This is a genomic window from Trichocoleus sp. DQ-A1 (genome assembly GCF_039961955.1).
GTDB lineage: Bacteria > Cyanobacteriota > Cyanobacteriia > Cyanobacteriales > FACHB-T130 > FACHB-T130.
The window spans coordinates 67834-86162 of sequence record NZ_JAMPKE010000023.1; the positions used below are offsets into that span (position 1 = coordinate 67834).

15 protein-coding genes and 2 pseudogenes are annotated in these 18329 nt (G+C 48.0%); 12 read left to right on the forward strand and 5 right to left on the reverse strand.

Going from position 1 to position 18329, the window contains the following annotated elements:
- Positions 1–81: 81 nt before the first annotated feature.
- Complete coding sequence (locus NDI33_RS19695; RefSeq protein WP_190677954.1) at positions 82–1374, reverse strand: hypothetical protein; 1293 nt, start codon at positions 1372–1374, stop codon at positions 82–84.
- Positions 1375–1721: 347 nt separating this feature from the next.
- Positions 1722–3644, reverse strand: a complete 1923-nt coding sequence (gene mnmG, locus NDI33_RS19700; RefSeq protein ID WP_190677989.1) for a tRNA uridine-5-carboxymethylaminomethyl(34) synthesis enzyme MnmG — start codon at positions 3642–3644, stop codon at positions 1722–1724.
- 222 nt (positions 3645–3866) lie between these two features.
- Between mnmG and NDI33_RS19705 the strand changes: the two genes are divergently transcribed.
- The 8 genes from NDI33_RS19705 (at position 3867) to NDI33_RS19740 (ending at position 11000) form a co-directional block, all read left to right on the forward strand.
- The gene (locus NDI33_RS19705) at positions 3867–4202 is read left to right on the forward strand and encodes a hypothetical protein (protein WP_190425141.1); all 336 of its coding nucleotides are present in this window, start codon (positions 3867–3869) and stop codon (positions 4200–4202) included.
- 413 nt (positions 4203–4615) lie between these two features.
- Positions 4616–4948, forward strand: coding sequence for a hypothetical protein (locus tag NDI33_RS19710; protein WP_190425142.1), 333 nt, complete (start codon positions 4616–4618; stop codon positions 4946–4948).
- Positions 4949–5365: 417 nt separating this feature from the next.
- On the forward strand, positions 5366–6895 hold the full coding sequence (gene psbB / locus NDI33_RS19715) for a photosystem II chlorophyll-binding protein CP47 (protein ID WP_190425144.1): 1530 nt from the start codon (positions 5366–5368) through the stop codon (positions 6893–6895).
- Positions 6896–7008: 113 nt separating this feature from the next.
- Positions 7009–7107 (forward strand): photosystem II reaction center protein T, encoded by a 99-nt coding sequence (locus tag NDI33_RS19720; RefSeq protein WP_190411294.1) that lies wholly within the window; start codon positions 7009–7011, stop codon positions 7105–7107.
- A 202-nt stretch (positions 7108–7309) separates the two neighbouring features.
- A complete protein-coding gene (gene nrdR, locus NDI33_RS19725) occupies positions 7310–7873 on the forward strand; it encodes a transcriptional regulator NrdR (RefSeq protein WP_190411293.1) in 564 nt (187 codons plus the stop codon).
- Positions 7874–7938: 65 nt separating this feature from the next.
- Complete coding sequence (locus tag NDI33_RS19730) at positions 7939–8781, forward strand: S1 RNA-binding domain-containing protein (RefSeq protein ID WP_190677957.1); 843 nt, start codon at positions 7939–7941, stop codon at positions 8779–8781.
- A gap of 250 nt (positions 8782–9031) precedes the next feature.
- On the forward strand, positions 9032–10144 hold the full coding sequence (locus NDI33_RS19735; RefSeq protein WP_190433695.1) for a 30S ribosomal protein S1: 1113 nt from the start codon (positions 9032–9034) through the stop codon (positions 10142–10144).
- Positions 10145–10253: 109 nt separating this feature from the next.
- Positions 10254–11000, forward strand: a complete 747-nt coding sequence (locus NDI33_RS19740; protein WP_190677960.1) for an HAD family hydrolase — start codon at positions 10254–10256, stop codon at positions 10998–11000.
- A gap of 30 nt (positions 11001–11030) precedes the next feature.
- Here the strand turns inward: NDI33_RS19740 and NDI33_RS19745 are convergent.
- A pseudogene (locus tag NDI33_RS19745) lies at positions 11031–11468 on the reverse strand (hypothetical protein).
- A gap of 306 nt (positions 11469–11774) precedes the next feature.
- Between NDI33_RS19745 and metK the strand changes: the two are divergent.
- The 3 genes from metK (at position 11775) to NDI33_RS19760 (ending at position 15244) form a co-directional block, all read left to right on the forward strand.
- Positions 11775–13031: a methionine adenosyltransferase gene (metK, locus tag NDI33_RS19750; RefSeq protein WP_190526496.1), complete on the forward strand. Its 1257-nt coding sequence runs from the start codon at positions 11775–11777 to the stop codon at positions 13029–13031.
- Between the two features lie 180 nt (positions 13032–13211).
- Positions 13212–14810, forward strand: a complete 1599-nt coding sequence (locus NDI33_RS19755; protein WP_199302569.1) for a glycosyltransferase family 39 protein — start codon at positions 13212–13214, stop codon at positions 14808–14810.
- 50 nt (positions 14811–14860) lie between these two features.
- A complete protein-coding gene (locus tag NDI33_RS19760; protein WP_190677967.1) occupies positions 14861–15244 on the forward strand; it encodes a YkvA family protein in 384 nt (127 codons plus the stop codon).
- 8 nt (positions 15245–15252) lie between these two features.
- Here the strand turns inward: NDI33_RS19760 and NDI33_RS19765 are convergent, their stop codons facing one another.
- The gene (locus NDI33_RS19765) at positions 15253–15996 is read right to left on the reverse strand and encodes an SIMPL domain-containing protein (RefSeq protein ID WP_190677971.1); all 744 of its coding nucleotides are present in this window, start codon (positions 15994–15996) and stop codon (positions 15253–15255) included.
- Positions 15997–16251: 255 nt separating this feature from the next.
- Between NDI33_RS19765 and NDI33_RS19770 the strand changes: the two genes are divergently transcribed.
- Complete coding sequence (locus NDI33_RS19770; protein ID WP_190677975.1) at positions 16252–18036, forward strand: ATP-binding protein; 1785 nt, start codon at positions 16252–16254, stop codon at positions 18034–18036.
- 27 nt (positions 18037–18063) lie between these two features.
- On the opposite strand, the pseudogene NDI33_RS19775 reads toward NDI33_RS19770, so the two are convergent.
- A pseudogene (locus NDI33_RS19775) lies at positions 18064–18216 on the reverse strand (IS701 family transposase); the annotation flags it as partial.
- Between the last annotated feature and the right edge of the window lie 113 nt (positions 18217–18329).

Consider the following 18329-nt stretch of genomic DNA (forward strand, 5'->3'; position numbering starts at 1 on the left):
TAGCAATTAGGCGCGATCGCTCATCAGCCATTAGTCATTAGTCATTAGTAATAGACTTATGAGTGATCTCTAATGACTCATTTAAAACTTCTGCCCAACATAAACAGAACGGACTTCTCCGTTGCGTCGGATAACCGCTTCCTGATTCGAGATGGAAACCAAAGTCCATCCGCTAGAGCCAATGTTTTCGCCCACGCGGATGCGGTTGGCAACACCGCCGAAGTCAAATAGAGCAGCAGAGCGATCGCCCAATTCTAAGACTCCCACAAGCGTATGCGTCGCCGTAGGAGCCGGATCTGGGTTGGGTGCGGGTACTGCGGCTGGGGGCGCGGGGGGTGCTGGGGGTGCCAGGGGTGGTAAGGCAGGGATGGGAAGCCGAGGCATTGTGGCAGCCATCGGAGGCAGTGTCAGAGGTTTGGAACCCAATGAGGGTGCTGAGGGACGAACCGACGGTGCCGGACGACTGACTGGGGGTTTGGGACGCACTGGCGGCATCAAATTCACTGAGGGCGCGGGACGTACTGGCAGCATCGAACTCACTGAGGGCGCGGGACGCACCGGCGGTACCGGACGCCTTGGCAGTGATGGAAGCAAGGGAGGACGCACTAAGGGGGAAACGCCTTGCAATCCTAGGGCAGATTGTGGAACCACAGACTGACTTTGGGGTGATGGATAGATGGGAATGTAGACTCTTTCCATAACACCCGATCCTCTTGCTGTCCCAGCCGCATTTCCGGGGACAGTTGTCACGGGCGGCAGATTAGTCCCTTGGGGCGCGGCGGCACTTCCCGTGCGTTTGTTCGCGTCAGCTTTGCGATCGATGACTTCGAGCGATCGCTGCATATAGTTCACAAACTGCTCATCTGCTTTAGACTGAACCTCTTGGCTGACGGGTGTAACCGTTGCGGGGGGCGAAAAGAGCCAATTTAGCCTGCCCTGACTCACCAGCCACAGCAGCAATGTAGCTGCCGCCGATGTCAAAGCCAGTCCCAGCAGGAGTTTCTCAAATAATTTGCCTTCCCCACGATCCTTGTTGTCTTCGGGTTGAATCTCCTCTACGCTGATATCCAGCGCTAGAGGCGTTTGCACAATACTGCGGGGTGTATTGTCTGGTTGCTCCGGGAGCAGCTCCTCTGGTGGCACCCAGGTAGGGGGCAAGGTGACTTGCGAAACTTGGACAGGTTGTAAGGAGATATACTCTGACTGCGGCTGCTCTGGAGTTGAGATGCTACCGCCCTCCAAAACCCGGTCGATGTCTGCAAACAAGTCGTCCATCAATTGATCGGCATATTTGTCAACCGACCAAGGTTGGATAGAAGTGGAATTTGCCAAGGGTGCTGAGTCCCTCTGGTTATTGCTAACATCCTGAGTCATCGATTGCTCACTCTCGTGGCTACACTGAATCAACGATAAGCCTTAAGACATTTGATGGGGCTTATATCGGTACAGAAATTCCTAATTGTGGGACATTATTCCCTAAGGCAATCAGTTGTCAATGCTCCCTGACTGATTGGTTCAAAGAACGCCTTACTTCTAGCTTATATTTTCCCGTGGCGACCAAGCCAATTTTGTCGTTAAATTGGGCTTGACCCAGTTAGCAAACCATGCTTTTTGTCACTTGTCAATTGTCAACGGGTAGACAGGCGACGAATCTCGTCTCTCGGTCAGTTGTTGATGTTTTTACCACTCACTCAGGCAAGGAGGCGGTACCAAAAAAGCCTCTACGATGACTGGCTGCTAACCAAGGCGGTTTGCCGAGAGCGTAATTCTAGATATACCAGTAAAGCGTTGATATCAGCCGGATTGACGCCGCCAATTCGAGCTGCTTGACCAATCGTGAGCGGTTGCACTTGCGCTAACTTTTCACGAGACTCCTTCGAGAGAGTCTCGATCGCTGCATAATTTAGATCCGGCGGTAGCTGGCGGTTTGCATGACGGATCACTTGGTCAATTTGGTGCTGCTGACGCTGGAGATACCCAGAATATTTGAGATCGATTTCTGCCCCTTCTTTCTCCACGGAGTCTAGACTGGGGTTGCTCAGTCCGTAACGATCTAAGTCAACGTAATGGAAACCAGGGCGTCGTAGCAAATCAGCCAGAGTAATCGAGCCTTTGATGGCTTGTTGGGTGTCAGACGCGATCGCCTTCCCGATCTCATCATGCTCCTTAATCCGCGTCGAGTACAACCGTTCCTTCTCAGCAGCAATATTCGCTTGCTTGTGTTGGAACAACTCCCAGCGACGGTCATCAATTAAGCCGACTTCCCGACCCAGCGGCGTCAAGCGCTGATCTGCATTATCCGACCGCAGTAACAACCGATACTCAGATCGGCTAGTTAGCATCCGGTAAGGTTCCCGCAAATCTTTGGTACACAGATCGTCCATCAGCGTCCCGATGTAACTGTGTTCGCGCGGGAATACAATCATTTCTTGATTGCGGACAAATCGAGCTGCATTAATTCCCGCTACAATGCCTTGAGCAGAGGCTTCTTCATAGCCGGTCGTGCCGTTAATTTGCCCAGCACAAAATAGTCCCTCTACCTTTTTGGTCATCAGTGTCGGATAGCACTGAGTTGCGGGTAAGTAATCATACTCCACCGCGTAAGCTGGACGCAGCATCGTACAGTTTTCTAGACCGGGGAGACTTCGCAACATTTGCAACTGCAAATTCTCTGGCAATCCCGTCGAAAAGCCTTGAATATAAAGTTCTGGAATATCCCGTCCTTCCGGTTCAATAAAAATCTGGTGGCTTTCCTTATCGGCAAAGCGCACAATTTTATCTTCGATGCTAGGACAATAACGCGGCCCCTTTGCATCCACCCAACCGCCATAAACTGGCGACAGATGCAGATTTTCTCGAATAATCCGATGAGTCTCCGGCGTCGTCCGGGTGAGATAACAAGGCATCTGCTCCCGTTCCACCCAAACTGAGGGGTCAAAGCTGAACCACCGCACCTCCGTATCACCCGGCTGGGGTTCCAAATTAGTATAGTCTAGCGATCGCTTATCGACCCGTGCTGGAGTCCCCGTCTTTAGTCGCCCTGTTTCAAACCCTAGCCGATTCAAGGTTTCCGTCAACCCAACTGCGGCAAATTCCCCCGCACGACCTGCTGACATCGACTTGTTTCCGACCCAGATGCGACCCCCCAAAAAAGTCCCCGTCGTCAGGATGACTGCTTTGCACCCAAACGCCACGCCAAAATAAGTCTCGACGCCAATCACTTCATCGTTAGCGCCCATTACCAAATCTGTGACCATGCTTTCGCGGATTATCAAGTTTTCCTGGTTCTCGACAATCTCCTTCATTACCGCCGCATATTCCCGTTTATCCGTCTGCGCCCGCAATGCCCACACCGCAGGTCCCCGTGACGAGTTCAGAATCCGCTTTTGTAGGTAGGTGCGATCCGCCATTTTTCCAATTTCCCCACCCAACGCATCGATTTCGTGAGTCACTTGGGACTTGGCAGGGCCACCGACTGCTGGGTTACACGGTTGCCAAGCAATTTTGTCCAAGTTAAGGGTCAGCAGCAGGGTACGACAGCCCAATCGTGCTGTAGCGAGGGCAGCTTCGCAACCGGCGTGTCCGGCTCCGACTACAACAACATCAAAAGCGTCTTGAAATTCTACGGGCGATCGCGTGGTCATGGTCATGGTAAGTGTCTGAGTAGCAAGGACTCATCCTTCATATTAGCGATTACACCAGTCTGCTTGGAGTTTCAGCCATTGAGTGGCAAAATAAACCCGATTTAGACAGTATATAGACTTAATTCTATCGGGTGATTCTTTTCAAGTTAAAGCATATCACTCGGATTTGTCGGATGAGGTTTCGTATTCAAGATTTGTCGATTGAATACAAGGTTGGTTACTATGCCAAAACTCAGATTGATTTCTCTGTACTGCGAACGGACTGAAGACAACGCCGGGGCTGATGAAGCTTACTTGGTTGTGAATGGACAACAAGTTGGAGGCGTACAAAGTATCAACGATCGCGAAGCACGCAACCTCACTTATATCCCGCCGATTTCTTTTACATCTTCTGCTGAAATTCGGCTTTATGACCAAGATACGGGGATTTTCGATAAGGATGATTATCTGGGCACGTTAAATGCTTCAAGTAGTCAATTAGGTCGTGGAGAGCAACGGGGTAAGTTTACTGAGGATGATGCAGACTACACTTTGACCTGGGAAGTTCTGGCAGATTAAGTTTTCTTGCTTTGTCTGTTTTTACTTTATAGGGAAAAAGTTGCATAAAACGTTTTAAAAAGACACGGTTTTCCGTGTCTTTTTAATTCATTATTATCTAGCTAAAGTATCTTTTTTGTAGAGTATTTTATTTTAAATCATATAAAGTGCGATCGCCTTCATCAACCAAGATACGTTAGCCAAGGGACGCTTTGTTCGCTTCGCCTTGAATCCTTTTGCATTCCCTCAAGCTCACATAAGGGCGATCGCCAGTCATGCTTCTTGGAAAGGGTAACAAAATATACTTATAAGTTTAATTTATATTCTTTTGCTGAGTGGATTTCGTCATAACCAGGACATCTGGGTGATAGAAGTGGTAGTTAATGGTGAACAACTTCCAAATCTAGGGCCTGTATAAAGAAAGTTGAAAGTTCGTGAAGTATTTTTTCCTTTCTGATGGATGGACTGTCGGTCGAGTATGGGAATTCGGCGGCTTGTGGAACGAAAACTCTTGGCGACGCAAACCCGAAATTCAGCAAATGAACCTTTGCATCTTCGAGCAAGGCGAAAAACTGTGGCTGTATCGAGTAGAAGACGCCATTCTTATGGTCGAAGTCAAACCCACAGCTCATGTCCCAACTGAGTCAGCCAATCAGAATATTGGTCAAGTAGTGCTAAAACGCTTGATTGATGCTGAAGAGGTCATCCAGAGAATGAACGAGTCAGCAGCGTTACCCCAACTCAGCAGCACCCAGGAGTCGGGATGAAAGGTTAAGAATGCGATCGCTACCTTAATCCCAACTGTCAACCCGCTTGCAATGGATTCTAACAATAGTTACACTTCTTTAAATGGTAACTCCCCTCGGTCTTCCGACCTAGGAATGGCGTGAACCTGGTGTGACGAGGCCAAAAACCTCATCGACATGATAAATCGTGTCTGTAACATCTGCCGAGGTAAAACATCAAGTACGCGAAACTCTCATGCAAAAAGCCTGCAATCGGCATGGCTCTTGAAGCTAAGAGTAGGTAACATAATCTTTCATTTTCACTTTTGCCTTGTGAAACAGTCCCGCAGTCTTGCAAGAGAGCTTCTCTGGCTTAGATTATGGTAAACAACGGCAAATCGCACATAAAAAAAGAAGCGTCGAAGTAGACACTTATTCATCTGAGGAGGAGCGTAGTCAATGGGACTACCCTGGTACCGAGTACACACAGTCGTCCTGAACGATCCAGGTCGATTGATATCTGTACACCTGATGCATACTGCCCTCGTGGCAGGCTGGGCCGGTTCGATGGCCCTGTACGAACTCGCAATTTTTGACCCCAGCGACCCAGTCCTGAACCCCATGTGGCGTCAGGGGATGTTTGTACTGCCATTCATGGCTCGCTTGGGTGTAACCGAATCCTGGGGTGGTTGGAGCATTACTGGCAGCTCAGGAAACTACCCTGGCGTATGGTCATTTGAAGGCGTTGCTGCCGCTCATATCGTCCTTTCCGGTCTGCTGTTCCTAGCTGCCGTCTGGCACTGGGTTTACTGGGATTTGGAACTGTTTAGAGACCCCCGCACCGGCCAACCAGCGCTCGACTTGCCAAAGATGTTTGGCATTCACCTGCTTTTGTCGGGTCTTTTGTGCTTTGGATTCGGTGCATTCCACCTGTCGGGGCTATTTGGCCCTGGTATGTGGGTTTCCGACCCCTACGGTATCACTGGCAGCGTCCAACCTGTCGCGCCAGAGTGGGGACCCGATGGCTTTAATCCGTTCAATCCTGGCGGTGTCGTCGCTCACCACATTGCAGCAGGTGTCGTAGGAATTATCGCTGGTTTGTTTCACCTAGCAGTTCGACCCCCAGAGCGGCTCTACAAAGCTTTGCGGATGGGGAACATCGAAACCGTGCTTTCCAGCAGTATTGCCGCTGTATTCTTTGCCGCCTTCGTTGTGGCAGGTACGATGTGGTACGGCAGTGCTACAACTCCGATTGAGCTGTTTGGTCCCACCCGCTATCAGTGGGATGGCGGTTACTTCAAGCAAGAAATTGACCGGCGCATTCAAGCCAATATTGCTGAAGGGGCGAGCGCTTCCGAAGCTTGGTCGCAAATTCCAGAAAAACTCGCATTTTATGACTATGTCGGAAACAGCCCTGCGAAGGGTGGTTTGTTCCGCGCAGGTCCAATGAATAAAGGAGATGGGATTGCTCAGGCTTGGTTAGGGCATCCAGTATTCAAAGATGCTGAAGGTCGGGAATTGTCGGTACGTCGTCTTCCCAACTTCTTTGAAACCTTCCCCGTGATCTTGACCGATAAAGACGGTGTGATTCGCGCCGATATTCCGTTCCGTCGGGCAGAATCAAAAAATAGCTTTGAGCAAGCGGGTGTCACCGTAAGCTTATACGGCGGTGCTTTGGATGGGAAAACTTTTGATGACCCCGCTAAAGTGAAGCAATTTGCTCGGAAAGCTCAGCTGGGTGAGCCTTTTGCATTCGACCGCGAAACGCTGAATTCTGACGGGGTGTTCCGCACCAGTCCCCGTGGCTGGTTCACGTTCGGACACGCTGTATTTGCTCTGCTGTTCTTCTTCGGGCACCTCTGGCATGGCTCTCGGACTCTGTTCCGGGATGTGTTTGCTGGGGTTGAGGCTGACCTGGAAGAGCAGGTTGAGTGGGGTCTGTTCCAGAAAGTGGGTGACAAGAGTACCCGCAAGAAGGAAGCTGTCTAGAAATGTAATCAGGCGAAAGGCAAAAGTTAAGTATTTTTCTTTGACCTTTTGCCTTTTTAGTTTTTCTTGACAAGGTAGACTGGTAGTAAAGCAAACAATCAGGAAATTCTGATATGGAAGCCGCTGCTTACATTTTGATTTTGACCCTCGCATTGGGTACTCTCTTCTTTGCGATCGCTTTCCGCGAACCTCCTCGGATTGAGAAGAAGTAGTTCGCACCTAAAGCTCGCAGCACTACAACTTAATATTTAGGAAAAGCTACTGAGCCGCAACTGTCTTAACCCTTGTATTTCCACAAGGGTTAAGATAATAACCGGCTCAGCTTTTCCAATTTTAGGTATTTCTTTAGTAAAGTGGCAGATAATTCTAATCCTTCCTCACGCTCGTCTATCCAACAAGCGAGGACTTTTTAAAATGCAATGTCCTTTATGCCAGTACACCGATAGCCGTGTCCTTGAGTCCCGTTCCACGGAAGCCGGACAAAGTATCCGGCGACGCCGCGAGTGTTTGAAGTGCAATCATCGCTTCACTACCTACGAACGCATTGAATTTGTTCCAATTACGGTGATCAAACGGGGAGGTCAGCGAGACTCCTTTGATCGTTCCAAGTTAATTCGTGGGATTGTTCGAGCCTGTGAAAAAACCGGCATCCCCCAAGGAACTCTGGAAGTATTGGTTGATGAAATTGAAGCAGAATTACAGCAGCGCATCATCAGAGAAGTCACCAGTCAAGAAATTGGGGAATTAGTCCTCCAGCGTCTGCAATCTATCAGCGAAGTTGCATATATCCGTTTTGCCTCGGTCTATCGGCAGTTTCAAGGAATTCGAGATTTTGTGGATACCTTGAATCATCTGCGAAGTCATGGCAGTGGAACAGAGGAAGACACTGAACTAACAGATCCTCTCGAAAATAATAAGCCTTCCTTATCAGAGCCTGGTGACACAGCAATCCAGGCTTCTTTGTTTATTGGTTATTAGTAACTAGCGGTTGACAAAGCTGCTACAGTATGCGCTAGAGATGCGGTGGTTACAGCCGAACATTTTTGAACTCGAATTTATCTAGCTTTCGTCCTGGCGACGTTGTAATTGGTAAAGCGATCGCTCTGGAGCCGGAAGGCGCTTTAATTGATATTGGCGCACCAACAGCTATTTTTCTCCCAATTCGGGAAATGTCAATCAATGAGATTGACTCACCAGAAGAAGTCTTGCAGCTTAATGAAACCCGTGAATTCTTGATCGTGAACCAATACGATGAAGTGGGGAATTTGATACTCGGTCTTTCGATACGACAGCTTGAGAAAAAGTTGGCTTGGGAACGAGTGCGTCAAATGCAAGCAGAAAACGTCACAGTGTACGCTAAAGTTTATAACACCTGTGGTGCTGCTGGCCTATTAGTTAAGATTGAGGGGTTGCGTAGTTTCATTCCCAATAATTTGTTGGGTACGTGTAAACCATTAAAAGAGTTATTTGGAGAAGAACTACCTTTGAAAATCGTCGAGGTAGATGAAGACTGCTTTCGCTTGTTTCTCTCCCACCGACTGGCGCTGTACCCAGACGGGATAAAGCATCTAGAAGTTGGTCAAGTCGTTGTTGGTCGATTACTTGCACTCAAGCCTTATGGTGCATTTGTCAATATTGGAGTCATTAACGCTCTTTTGCACATTCGTGAGATTTCGCACGCTCACTTTGACACGCTTGAAAGTATTTTCAAGGTTAATGATGAAATAAAGGCGATGATTATTTGGATGGATGTGGAGAAGAATCGCGTCTCACTCTCTACAAAAGCACTCGAACCCGAACCAGGTGATCTGCTGAAAAATCCTCAGAAAGTCTATGAAAAAGCTGAGGAAATGGCGGCAAACTACCGCAACCAGATGCAGAAATAGTAGTTGTTGCCTCGGATGTAGGCTTTAGCTGAAAAACCGCTTACCTACTGCTGGGGAGCAATTTTAGCTAGACAGAGGATGAGCAAACTAAGTTATAATATCCTGTCTGGACAACTTCTCGCTCCTAGAAAATCTCATACAATAGGTTTGGCGAGAGAGCTATGTAGGTGTAAACTGCACGCGGTAAACGTGGGCGTACATCGACAGGAGGCACAGTTAAATACGGAGATAACACCAGGAAACGATACGCATGGTCAATCAGAAAACAACCGCTACAGCAGATATTGGATTTTCTCACGAAGATTTTGCGGCCCTACTCGATAAGTACGACTATCACTTTAATCCCGGTGATATTGTCGCCGGTACCGTGTTCAGTTTAGAGCCTAGGGGCGCTCTGATTGACATTGGCGCTAAAACAGCGGCTTATATTCCGATTCAGGAGATGTCAATCAATCGGGTTGATGCTCCGGAAGAAGTGTTGCAGTCCAACGAGACGCGAGAATTTTTCATTCTGACCGACGAGAATGAAGATGGACAGCTAACCCTTTCCATCCGCCGCATTGAGTATATGCGAGCATGGGAGCGAGTCAGGCAGTTGCAGACAGAAGACGCTACAGTGCGATCGCTTGTCTTCGCTACCAATCGCGGTGGCGCGTTGGTACGGATTGAAGGATTGCGCGGGTTTATTCCTGGTTCTCACATCAGCACTCGCAAACCCAAGGAAGATTTGGTTGGTGAAGAACTACCGCTAAAATTCTTAGAGGTAGACGAAGACCGCAACCGTCTAGTTCTGTCACACCGACGGGCGCTAGTCGAGCGGAAGATGAATCGTCTGGAAGTGGGCGAGGTCGTTATTGGAACAGTACGAGGCATCAAGCCTTATGGTGCATTTATCGATATTGGCGGCGTCAGCGGACTGCTGCACATCTCCGAGATTTCCCACGACCACATCGACACACCTCACAGCGTCTTCAATGTCAATGATGAAGTGAAAGTGATGATCATTGACCTTGATGCTGAACGGGGACGGATTTCGCTCTCCACCAAGCAGCTAGAGCCAGAACCGGGCGACATGATCAAGAACCGCGATCGCGTCTATGACATGGCGGAAGAAATGGCGGCTAAGTATCGGGAGCAGATGCGAGCCAAGCTGCAAGGCACTACGATACCTTCTATAGAAATCGGCGTTTCTGACGAAGAAGCGCTACCTCCTATCGAAGATGAAGACGTGCCACCTGCTACAGAAGAGGCAGAAGTGCCACCCGCTATCGAAGCTGAAGAGGTGCCACCCGCTACAGAAGAGGAAGAAGAGTCACCTGATACAGAAGCTAAAGAGCTGTCACCTGCTATAGAACAAGAGTAATTTTGTTAGGAGACAGAGAAATTTCAGATTTTAAATTTGAAATTAGTGATGACCAAAGAGGGAATTTCCCTCTTTTTTTATTGCAGTTTAATGAGTTGAGGGGGAAATTTTGGTAACAATTCGCTGTCGAGAGGTCACGTTCCCGAATATCCAGGCGGTAATTTTTGACAAGGACGGCACCCTAGAGGATTCGGAGTCATTTTTGAGAAAGTTGGGGCAAAAGCGATCGCGCATTATAGACGCTCAAATCCCCGGAACCGGAGACCCTTTATTAATGGCGTTTGGCATTAATGGAGACACTCTCGACCCTACGGGGTTATTAGCAGTAGGTAGTCATGGAGAGAATGAAATTACTGCTGCTGCTTATATTGCTGAGACCGGACGGGGGTGGCTGGAATCAAGAGCGATCGCTCGTCGCGCCTTTAATGAAGCAGATCAATTTCTAAAAGATGCTGCCCCTTCCCCCTTATTTGTCGGTTCTTTGGAAGTGCTGCAACTTCTGTTTCAAGCTGGCTTAAAATTAGGAATTTTATCAGCTGCTTCGACTTCACGAGTAGAAGCTTTTGTCAAACGGCATCAGCTCTCGCCCTACATCCAGTTAGAGATGGGAGTTGATGAAGGTCCCACTAAACCCGATCCAGCCTTATTTTTGCAAGCTTGCCAGAGACTGGGAGTTTCACCCAGCAATACTCTGATGGTGGGAGATTCTGCCGGAGATATTCAGATGGCACGTCAGGCGGGGGCGGCGGGTTGTATTGGCATCTGCTGGGGAAAACCGGAGGCGGCGCATCTAGAAAGTGCAGATGTCGCGATCGCGCAACTCGACGAAATTCAAATTTTGGATGCTAATGGCTAATCGGTGAGAACCCCTGACACCCGTTAGCCATTAGCTATCAGGCAAATTCCCAAAGCGATCGCGATAACGAGCTAACAGGTTTTCCATATCGGCAAGCTGTTGTTGAGCGAATTCCCGCTGCTGGCGTTCTTGTTCAGCTCGTTGGCGTTCTTGTTCGGCTTGTTCTTCTGCCTGCTGTCGCCTCTGAGTTTCCCGCTTTAGCGCCTGCATTAGCTCATCGGCAATTAGCAACTTTTCCCCAGTATCTTCTCGGTAAAAGCCAAGTAGTTTCCCTTTTAGGAAAGCCTTGGGAATAGTCAAGAAACTGGTTAGCAAGAACAGTTGCCTGACGCTCTACCAAGTATTGTTTGAGGACTTCCAAAGTCGTCAAAATGGCATAGAGATGGTCATAGGTTTCTGCTACTGGTTCACCATCGGCACTAGGGGAAAAGATTTCTCCGGTTGGGCTGTCGGTAAAATTGCTGTCATCACTAGCACCGTCTCAGCGTCACCGATTTATTTGTAATTGGCATGAGCGCGATCGCTTTCGTGTCCACCAAGAGCGACTATTCTGATAAAAATCATCGAAAAATTCCCGCTACAAAGGGAATCCCGATGTCTTCCCACTGTAACGCCAAATAGTAGGGCAGTCGATTCGCTTCATCAAAGCTTTATCAAATAAATTGACCATAATAGCGATCGCGTCTCAATGTTTTTAGGATCGCAGGTTAAAATAGCTTAACTTAACTCAAATCACTGCCCTAGCAAGAGCCATCATCCCAGGAGGAATTGCCCTTGTCTCGTCGCTACCTATTTACGTCTGAATCTGTTACTGAAGGTCATCCCGATAAAATCTGCGATCAGATTTCTGACACCATTCTAGATGCGCTACTGACACAAGACCCCAGCAGCCGCGTCGCAGCAGAAGTTGTCGTCAACACCGGCTTAGTGCTAATCACAGGTGAAATTACCACCAAAGCTCAAGTAAATTTCGTTAACTTAGCCCGGAAAAAAATTGCAGAGATCGGCTACACCGATGCCGATAATGGCTTCTCTGCCAACAGCTGCTCAGTCTTGGTTGCCTTGGATGAACAATCCCCAGATATTGCCCAAGGTGTTACCACCGCGCAGGAAACCCGCGTAGAAGCCAGCGACGACCAATTAGACGCCATTGGCGCTGGCGATCAAGGCATCATGTTTGGCTTCGCCTGCAACGAGACACCAGAACTGATGCCCTTGCCGATCAGTTTGTCACACCGAATTTCTCGCCGCCTTGCAGCAGTTCGGAAAACTGGACAATTGCCTTACCTGCGTCCAGACGGCAAAACTCAAGTAACGGTTGCCTATGAAGGTGGGAAACCCGTTGGGATTGACACCATCCTGATTTCCACCCAGCACACCGCCAACATTGGTGAAATTAGCGAGCAATCCGCAGTCCAAGCCAAGATTAAAGAAGATTTGTGGGCGGCGGTTGTACAACCCGTTTTTGCGGATATGGCGATTCAGCCGGACGAAGAAACCCGCTTTCTAGTCAACCCCACTGGCAAATTCGTCATCGGGGGACCTCAAGGCGACTCTGGTCTGACCGGACGGAAAATTATTGTTGATACCTATGGCGGCTACTCCCGTCATGGTGGCGGTGCCTTCTCCGGAAAAGACCCGACAAAAGTAGACCGCAGTGCGGCTTACGCTTGTCGCTATGTGGCTAAAAACATTGTGGCGGCTGGCTTGGCAGAAAAATGCGAAGTCCAGTTGAGCTATGCAATTGGCGTTGCTCGACCCGTCAGTATTTTGGTAGAAACCTTCGGTACCGGCAAAGTAGACGATGAGCGCTTACTGGAACTGGTGAAACAGAACTTTGAATTGCGCCCAGCGGGGATTCTCCAAGAATTCAAATTACGTCACCTACCCAGCGATCGCGGCGGTCGTTTCTACCAAGATGTCGCTGCTTATGGTCACTTTGGACGGACGGATTTAGATTTGCCTTGGGAACAAACTGACAAAGCAGCACTCCTGCGGGAAGCAATGACCGAGTGTGAAGCGACTGCTTAACCCTTGTACTTCAAGTACCTGAATACCTCGAAGCTTAAAGCCGAAGAGATGCTTGCTTTGAAAAAAGCAGTGTCCTCTCGGCTTTTTTGTGAGGGTCAACAAAAAAGTTTAGATAAAAAAACTTAAAATCTTCTAGGCTAATTTTCAACTAAATAAAATGACTGCTTAATGAGAAGTCAAATGCTTAAAATCTCTCGCCTACAGGCATTATTACCCTATTTGACCTTGTTACTTTGGTCAGTCCCTTTATTGCTATTCAGTCACGAACAGCAAAGCCTAATGGCGCATGATGAGGGACTTTACTCTTGGCGAGCTAAATTAATAGTGGAGTCTAGCAACTGGTTAAAGCCCTCTATCGCTAATTATGGTAAAACTCCCGGTGCCTATTGGTTGATTGCCAGTTCATTCTCGCTGTTCGGCATTAGTGAGGCAACTGCGCGAATACCGAGCATCATTGCTGGCATCATTAGCGTGATATTGGTCTATGAAATTGGGACAATTTTGTTAAGTAAACGAGCCGCATGGTTAGCAGCGGCAATTCTAAGTGTTGAGTTTTTTTGGTTTCAATATAGTCGATTAGCCGTTCCAGATGTGCCGATGGTTTGCATGGCACTTTTGGGTATTTGGTCTTTATTAAAAGCTGAACGACATCCAAAATATCAAGGTTTTTGGAGCTTTGTCGCTGGTATAAGTTTAGGCCTGGGCTTCTTAATCAGAAGCTATATGATTTTTTTGCCAGCGATCGCGCTGTTACCTTACCTAATTTGGGAGCATCGTCGTCACCGACATCTCACAAATCCCATGCTCTATTTAGGCTTTGTAGTTGGCTTCAGTCCAACAATCGTCTGGCTTTTGAATGGCTGGCTGTACTATGACAAAGATACTTTTCAGGAATTGTTCCAGTTTATTTTCAGGCTTAGCTCAGATGAAAGTGATGGAAATACTTGGCCTTACTATTTCTGGAATATTCCAGTCAAAGCGTTTCCCTGGCCTTTTTTCAGTTTGTTAGGTATAGGCATTTGTTTACGAAATCTACTTCCTCGACAGAAGCTAATATTAGGGGTTTTTCCGCTGATTCTGTTTGTAGAACTGAGTTTTTTCTCGACTCGTTTGCCCCATTATGCTTTGGCTCTTTATCCTTTTGTGGCTTTGTTGGCAGGACTTGCTTTGGATTGGCTTGCCAGAATTTATGAGGATACATCGCCGCGAAAATGGCTTCCGCAAAATCTTAGTTATGCTTTTGGGGGCTTAGCTTGTTTATTAGTGTTAGCAGGTGTGGCGTTGTACGGTAGTTTTCCGATTCCTGGCGTGAAAGGGGATGCACAAATACAAAAGTATGGAGCGATCGCTCTCGGTTTGGGGTTGGGATGGCTAATGTTACCAGTGGTATGGATGGGTCGTTATTACTTTGGCAAGAAGTTTTTAACGGCTCGTTATTGGTTAGCAGCTTGGTTGGTAGGACCTTGGTTTGCTTTAGCCGTAGCGGGAAGCACCGGTTTAATCGGAGATTACAACCCTGAGATCAAGGCATTAATGCAGCAGCCGGAAATTGCTGCTGTGTTACAAACTCATCCAGTGAATTGGATCAGAGGAACGGGAAAAACTGGAGTGCTACTATGCTTTTACACTCCCGATTTGGCGAAACAGGTTAAACAAGTTTCAGAGCTGCAACCGTCTAGCTACGCTTGGATTAGGTCAGAACAACTCGCCAATTTATCCTCGCCTTACCGAGCGATCGGGAAAGTCCGAGAGTGGCAACTTATTCAAGTATTGCAGTAAGCGATCGCTACAGCTTCATTAGCGTTTAACGTTCATTCAGGTCAACGCAAATGCAGGGATGGAAACAACAACTCCATCGGTTGAAAAAAGAAACCTACGCAATTTACTTGGCTTGTAAAGATCCCAGAGTTCCTTGGTATGCAAGGATATTGGCTGGGTTGATCGTCGCCTATGCCTTTAGTCCGATCGATCTCATTCCAGATTTTATCCCAGTCATTGGTTATCTAGACGATCTGATTCTTGTGCCGCTGGGAATTTGGCTGGTACTGAAGATGATTCCCCCAGCCGTGATGGCGGATTTTCGGGAAAGAGCAACAACTGCGATCGCTCAAGATAAACCTACGAATTGGATTGCTGCCTTTATTATCGTAGCTATCTGGTTTGGGTTAGGGATTTTAGGTGTAATTTGGATTGGACGCATCCTGAAACGTTAAGCCGCTCTTTAATAGCGAATTTGCAAGGTAACGGATGAAATAATCTTCTGTTCGCCACCCACAACCGGCGTGTTAGCAGCCTGATTTCGAGGGGATAATAAAGCCTGCTCGGAGGCGATGACTGGCTGTGGTGGATTGACTCCATTGATTTGAATGCTGACAATTTCTCGCTGATTGAGAGCGAGTGCCCCCAAAGCCGCTGCTGCTTGCTTCTGGGCGTCTTCGGAGGCTTCCTTAACCGCTTCTTGTTGAGCCTGCGCGATCGCTTCATCCGCAGCAACAAGATTAACGCCATCAATTCGTGTTGCACCGGCTTTGATGGCATCATCTAACAGCGTCCCGGCTTTTTCATGACCAGTCCGAAAACTTACAATGTTGGTGCCGATATATCCATTCAGGGTTTGCTTACCGTCTTTGAAACTATAGTTAGGAGCGAGAGTAATTCCAGTCGTTTTTAGTTCTTCCACCTGACGGGATTTCAGCAGTTTCACTACCGCAGAAGAGCGTTGGGCGACTTGCTGCTGAACTTCCTGAGAAGTTTTCCCCTGAACTTCCACACCCAAACGCGCTTGCGCGATCGTTGTCGGAATGCTGACATCTCCTTTTCCGGAGACAGTCAGGCTTCTGGGTAGTTTCTCTAGCGTCGGGGCAGATTGGCAGGCACTCAGGCTGAGGATACCCAGCGCTAGAGAAACAATTTTTACACGATTCCAGAAATTCGGCTTAGCACTACACGGGAGAAAGCGATTCATATTTTGGAACACAAATTAGAACAACAAATAATCTCGTGTTCCTAATCTGGCACTGTAGCTTTCGAGTAGTGCTTTAGGTTACATTTTTGGAAACTTAACCCTTTCCTCGATCTTGTTTAAAACACCATACAAATCACATTGGCTCAGCGGTGGTGCTGTTATAAAAGAAGTGGAGCTAAGTGTCGAGCGAGACTCGACTCGATCTAATAGGGCTGATTTGGTCATTTTTAGCAGCAAGGCAAGGAATTTCTGCTGATGCAACCTCAAGAGCCAACCGCTGCTGACGACAACACACAGAGCCAAAAAGTTTTAGCGACTCAGCCGCTCTCGACCGACCGCCACTCGCTAAAATCTCTCTTACCTTGGCAACCGAAAGCCGGTTCTTGGCGCATCCACCAAAAGATTGGCTACGGCTATTTCCTAGCAATTGCGATTGGCTTTTTCGGTTCGCTAGCTGGGTTAGTAATCGCAGACTATTACCAAGGGCAAGGCGTCAAACAACTCAATGATGCCCACGTACAAGCACAACTGCTCGGAAATTTTAAGGATGCGGTCATCGAGGTGCAATTACATGGTTCGCATTTAGCTGCTGTACTAGAGGATTCACAACAGCTGCAATTGGAAAAAGCGCAATTTTTCGACTGTGTTAGCAGAGCTAAGAAGTTGAGGCTGGAAATTGAACGCTTCATCCAGAGTAACCCTGCCTGGTTAGCAGCAACCCCCGACACAATACAGGAATTATTGCAGACTTACACGACTACTTTGGACTCCTACGTTCAGCAAACTGAGTCTAGCTTGCAACCAATTGACCAATTGCAATTGCAGCCAAAGGCGGTTGAGTCAGCACGACGGCAACTACTCATCACGATCCGTGGGGAGTCAGCGATGACTTTAGAGCGCTTCAATGCACAATTGAGCAACCTCCTTGACATGGCTCAAAAGCAGGAGCAGCAAGGGAGAGAAGTGATGGAGAATGCTCAAGGACTGGAGAAAATCATTATTATCTTGAGTATGCTTGTTTCGGTTGCGATCGCAGGGACGATGGCGCTGCGTACCAGTCGCGCGATCGCACAGCCAGTCGTCACGGTTACTCAAGTGGCTCAGCAGGTAGCACGGGAATCTAATTTTGATCTGCGTGCCCCTGTTACCACTGGCGATGAAATTGGGTCATTAGCCACTTCTCTGAATCATCTCATCGAACGGGTATCCGAGCGAACCAAAGAATTGCAACAAGCGAAAGAATTAGCTGAAGCTTCTAGTACCTCGAAAAGTCAGTTTCTGGCGAATATGAGCCACGAGCTGCGTACACCCTTGAATGCTGTCATTAACTTGAGCAAACTTCTCGAAGAAGATGCTCAGGATCTCGGCTTAAGCGATGAAGATTTTATTAGCGATCTTCAATCAATTAACTCTGCTGGCAAACATCTTCTGGCACTGATTAATGACATCCTCGACTTGTCGAAGATTGAAGCCGGGAAAATGACCCTCTACCCGGAAACGTTTGATATCAAAATGTTAATTATTAGCGTTGTCATAACAGTAAAACCGTTAGTAGAGAAGAATGGAAATGTCTTAGACGTTCATTGTGACGAGAATCTGGGCACCATGTACGCTGACCAGATTAAGGTGCGGCAGATATTGTTTAATTTGCTCTCCAATGCCGCCAAGTTTACCGAGCAAGGTAAAGTGACGCTGACGGTGCAGAAAGATGAAAGCGCGATCGCTCAGAGTCAACTACCAGCAGCAAGTCTAAAAACCCGAAACTCTGATTCTTCCACCCTACATCCTTCATCCTTGAAAACGTCCTTCATCCTTTTTCGGGTCGCCGATACTGGGATTGGGATCTCGGATGAACAACAACAGCAACTGTTTCAAGCCTTTATGCAAGGAGATGCCTCGACTACGAAAAAGTATGGCGGTACTGGACTGGGGTTGGCGATTAGCCGTCACTTCTGCCAGATGATGGGGGGTGATATTACTGTAGAAAGTCAGGAAGGGATGGGATCTAGTTTCACGGTTCGCCTCCCCTTGAGTTTGTAAAGGACAGGGCTTACGCAAGGGACATTTCAGTCCAGTTTCACCATTGACGTACAGACAGCGGCGTCAAGCCAATGCCCCGAATCACGCGATGCTCATTCCCACTGTATTGCCGCCTGACCAGTATTGTCGCCTGACCAGTTCAATCGAGTCTGAATAACGCTTGTCTAGAACCGTATCATTTCAGGACTTACGCAAAGGCGCTAGATATAGCGTACAAGTTACACAAGTTGCATGGGAATAGAAGGATGTTTCAGTTCCTCAATCAAGGAATCAGAAAGCCACTGGTATTTCAC

What these genes read in the sequence shown, in the direction of transcription:
- NDI33_RS19765 (WP_190677971.1), bottom strand. Translation starts at nt 15,996, where the DNA reads ATGAATCGCTTTCTCCCGTGTAGTGCTAAGCCGAATTTCTGGAATCGT.
- NDI33_RS19770 (WP_190677975.1), top strand. Translation starts at nt 16,252, where the DNA reads ATGCAACCTCAAGAGCCAACCGCTGCTGACGACAACACACAGAGCCAA.
- NDI33_RS19720 (WP_190411294.1), top strand. Translation starts at nt 7,009, where the DNA reads ATGGAAGCCGCTGCTTACATTTTGATTTTGACCCTCGCATTGGGTACT.
- nrdR (WP_190411293.1), top strand. Translation starts at nt 7,310, where the DNA reads ATGCAATGTCCTTTATGCCAGTACACCGATAGCCGTGTCCTTGAGTCC.
- psbB (WP_190425144.1), top strand. Translation starts at nt 5,366, where the DNA reads ATGGGACTACCCTGGTACCGAGTACACACAGTCGTCCTGAACGATCCA.
- NDI33_RS19755 (WP_199302569.1), top strand. Translation starts at nt 13,212, where the DNA reads ATGCTTAAAATCTCTCGCCTACAGGCATTATTACCCTATTTGACCTTG.
- mnmG (WP_190677989.1), bottom strand. Translation starts at nt 3,644, where the DNA reads ATGACCACGCGATCGCCCGTAGAATTTCAAGACGCTTTTGATGTTGTT.
- NDI33_RS19705 (WP_190425141.1), top strand. Translation starts at nt 3,867, where the DNA reads ATGCCAAAACTCAGATTGATTTCTCTGTACTGCGAACGGACTGAAGAC.
- NDI33_RS19735 (WP_190433695.1), top strand. Translation starts at nt 9,032, where the DNA reads ATGGTCAATCAGAAAACAACCGCTACAGCAGATATTGGATTTTCTCAC.
- NDI33_RS19695 (WP_190677954.1), bottom strand. Translation starts at nt 1,374, where the DNA reads ATGACTCAGGATGTTAGCAATAACCAGAGGGACTCAGCACCCTTGGCA.
- NDI33_RS19760 (WP_190677967.1), top strand. Translation starts at nt 14,861, where the DNA reads ATGCAGGGATGGAAACAACAACTCCATCGGTTGAAAAAAGAAACCTAC.